Source organism: Magnetococcales bacterium (genome assembly GCA_015231925.1).
Classification (GTDB): domain Bacteria; phylum Pseudomonadota; class Magnetococcia; order Magnetococcales; family JADGAQ01; genus JADGAQ01.
Genome location: JADGAQ010000287.1, coordinates 1 through 3,678, shown reverse-complemented (window position 1 = coordinate 3,678; position 3,678 = coordinate 1). Strand labels below are relative to the sequence as shown.

Here is a 3,678-nt window from a genome sequence, read left to right as displayed (position 1 = left end):
CGCCGCAGACCAGATCCGAGACGTTGCCCGTGTACAGTTCGAAGCTCACCTCCCGTTCCTGAAACAACGGCTCCATCTCGGCGCAGGTGGTCTGCAGCAGCGGCGTCAGATGCTGCACCTCCGGATGAAACACCATGCGCCCCGCTTCCAGCTTGGCCAGATCCAGCAGATCGTTGAGCATGCCGAGCAGTCGCTGCCCGCCGGTAAAGATGTTGCGGAAGTAGCGTTCCAGGGTTTCGGGTGGGGCCACGGCCACCTTTTTGATGCCGCGTTCGGAAAATCCGAGAATGGCCTGCATCGGGGTGCGCAGCTCATGGGACATGTTGGCCAGAAAGGCGGATTTGGTCTGATTGGCGGTTTCGGCCCGCTCCTTGGCTTCCCGCAGGCTGGCCATGGTGCGTTCCACCTCCTCCTCGTTGGCCTGCAGACTGTCGGCCAGCACGTTGATGTGGGCTCCGATGACGTTGTAGAGGATACTGCGGTTTTCGGAAGCGATGTGAACCCGCACCGTGCGGTTGCCCTGCTCGATTTCGGAGAGAACCCGACCGATATAGCCCAAACGATAGGAGAAGATCTTGCGGGTCATGGCCCCCACGAATCCGGTCAGGGGCAAACAGCACCACAGCGCCAGACAAAGCCAGTCGAGGCTGTGTTTCAGGGTGTTCAACGGCAGGTCCGGATGGGTGGCGATGGCCAGATCGAGTTGTCGGGAGATATAAAGCAGATGCAGACTGATGGTCAGCAGCAGCACCGCCCCCAACGTGGTCAGCAGCATGTGAATGTTCTGACAGCCCGGTGAGAAAAAAAAGCGGTGCAACATCCCGTCCCGACGGGATTCCGTATAGCGCAGCAGCAGGGTGGACGGGGTTGGCAGGGCATCGATCCAGGGAGGCAGGGGCCAATCCATGGAGAAGACGGGGGGTTTCGCGGCACTGTCGGACATGAGAGCCTCTCCAAACCGGGTGAAGAACCATTGCGAAGCAAGGATAGCCTGATTCAACATGCCGCTGGAAGCGTATCTTCCGGGCACCGGCAGGACAATTCGGTCATGCCCTGGCCAATCAAACGGACGATTGGCTCAGGACATGACCCATGGCGGGCTCGCTTTTTGGTCATCCTTTTCGGCAACGTCGAAAAGGATGACCATGAGCTGGGCGAGCCTGAAAGGATTGGAGGATGAGCCAATTGCAAAACTGCGAAGCAATTGTTCGGAACGATCTAAATGAATGATAAACGAAAAGTCAAAGGATGGAACATGTCCTTTTTTTGATACTTAAAAGATAAAATATTGAAAGTCAAAAAATTTAAAATTTATTCCCGCTTGGCAGCGGGAGTTTTGCAATTCCATCGGATTAGAGGATTAGTCCCAGGGCACTGCCCTGGACCCGCCGGGGGGGATAATCCCCCCGGACCCCCGTATACCTGAACAGATTCCGGATTGGAACCATGAGGACAACTGGCAGTGCAAAACGGTTGCAGGCAGGTGTGATGGTCTTTTTATGCGGCTGTCTGCTGGCCGGACCCCTCCTGGCGGCGGGGGGGGGGCGCATCCCCTCGATCACGGAAGTGCTGGAGGAGGAGGCCTTGCGTCGGGAGGCCATGCGTCTGCAATCCCAGTTCGAGGCGGATCAGCACCTTCGGGAGGTGGAGATCACGCCTCCGACGCCCTTGCCCCCGAGTCGGGAGGTTGCCCCCGTCGCGCCCAAAGCGGCGGAGGCAGCCCCTTCCCCCGCGCCTGCGACGGTGGTCGCGCCGGAAGCCGGAGTTGTCGTTGCGCCGCCTCCGGAGCCGCCGATAGCTGCCGGACAACTCGAAGAGGAGGCGGCCCGCTTGCGGGTGGCCGCTCTGACCCGTGCCCTGGCCCAGGTGGATCATTCCCGAACCCCCGACGAAGAGGATGCCCGTCGCGCCACCCTGGAGATTCTGTTGAAGCAGGCCCGAACGCGGCTGGAGGCCTTGCAGGCCAAAAACCGCGTCGACCCTCCCGCGAACCGGGAAAACCGTCTGCCCGATCTGGAAAAGGAGGTGGGGGAGATCGCCCAGTCCCTGGCCAAACGCCAGACGGAGCTGGATCAGGAGGGCGCCGCCAAAGAGGCCAAGGGCGAACCGAAGGAGGAGATGAAACGTTCCCTGCTGGAGGTGGAGGAGCGTTTGCGCCTGACCCTGGTGGGCCTGGAGCGCGCCAAGATCGAACGGGAGCTGGCCCGGCGAGAGGCGGAACTGCAGGAGCCGGGGGTTTCGCCGCGACGCCTCGGTCGTTGGGAACTGTGGAGCCGGGAGGTGCTGGAGCAGGCCTCGGGGGTGTTGTCGGAGGTGCGGGCCATGGAAAACCTGCTGCGTCGGCAGCGGGAGCGGCTGCGTCCCGGCGACGGCGTGTCGGACGAGGCCACGGGAGCGGAGAGAATCCGTTTGCTGGAACAGATGGTGCGCAGTCATCGTCAGCGCGCCGAGGAGCTGGAGCGCAAAATCGCCCAATTGCGCACCCGTCCCGAGGAGAAGGAAAACCGCGCCGAGGTGTTGGAAGCCCGACTGTTGGACGGATTGATCGGTCTTCACGATCAGCAGGTCAAGGATCTGGAGCGACTGACCCGCAAGGTGGGTGAAAGCCGTCAGCGCTGGGCTCTCCCGGCCTCCCCCGAACCGCTGTCCGTTCGCCGCCCCCTGCCGGAGCCACCGGGCAGCGGTTTGTGGAAAAAGAGCGCACAGGGTTTGCAGGAGGAGTTCGCCTGGCGGGTGGCGGTTTGGCAAGCCTCGGGGGCATGGGTTCGTTGGCAGGGTCTTCTGGCGGGTGGGGTGATTCTGGGGTTGACCTTTTGGGGCTGGTGGTCGTGGCCCGTTCTGCAACGGCGTCTCTCCGAGGCCCCGTCCGGTCGAAAAGAGACGGCGGGTCGTTTGTGGTGGCTGACCGGTGGCGGATTGGCGCTGGCGGTGGCGGGTTGGTATCTGCCCGGCAAAACCTCGTGGCACGCACTGGATTTTCTGGGACCGGTCTGGTTGGCCGTTCTGACCCTGGAGGGTGGCCGTCTGGTCGGCATCGCGCTCGACTGGAGTTTGGCGACGCGGCGTGAATGGCTGCTGCGTCTGGCCCCCGCCGTAACGGGCAGCGGCCTGTTGACGGGTTTGTGGCTGGTGGTGTCGGCTTCGGGCGCTTCCCGTGAAGAGCTGGACGCGGTGCAGCGTTTGTGGCATGTCGCTCTGCTGCTCTGGCTGCCGCTGCTGATGAAGCTGCCCTCTCTGGTGGCATCGGGATTGGCGCAACGGGAGGCGCGTGGCGAGGTGGGCCGGGCCCGGTTGTTGAAAGTCATCCTGTTCCTTCTGCCTGCCGCGCCCGTTACGACCGCTCTTCTGGCCCTGACGGGCCGGGTGGCGCTGGCGGAGCTGGGTGTGCGGGTCTGGGGCGGGCTGCTGGTGACCTTGGCGGTGTTCGCCCTGGCGGAGGAGTGGTTGTTGGCCAGGGAACCCCGTTTGTCGGAGATGCCCGGTCCGACGCCGGGATGGCGTGGTGAGGAGCGTCGTTTGGCGTTGGTGCGGCTGATGCGCTGGTTGCTGGTTTTCCTGGCGGTGGGGCTTTGGTGGGGCTTGATTCGGGGTGCGGAAGCCGGGGGGGGGGGTGCAAGAGGCCGTGAACGCTCTGTTGGCCCGGCGTTGGCCGATTCGACCCGACTGGTGGGGCTGGGG

General features: G+C 63.2%; 2 protein-coding genes. One reads left to right on the top strand and one right to left on the bottom strand.

The genetic code is table 11. The features are described from left to right. On the bottom strand, window positions 1–943 hold a 943-nt coding region (locus HQL56_18840), incomplete at its 3' end, for a HAMP domain-containing histidine kinase (protein ID MBF0311574.1). 503 nt (window positions 944–1,446) lie between these two features. Here HQL56_18840 and HQL56_18835 point away from each other — a divergent pair. After that, window positions 1,447–3,678 (top strand): hypothetical protein (locus HQL56_18835; protein MBF0311573.1); only part of this gene is annotated, 2,232 nt, incomplete at its 3' end.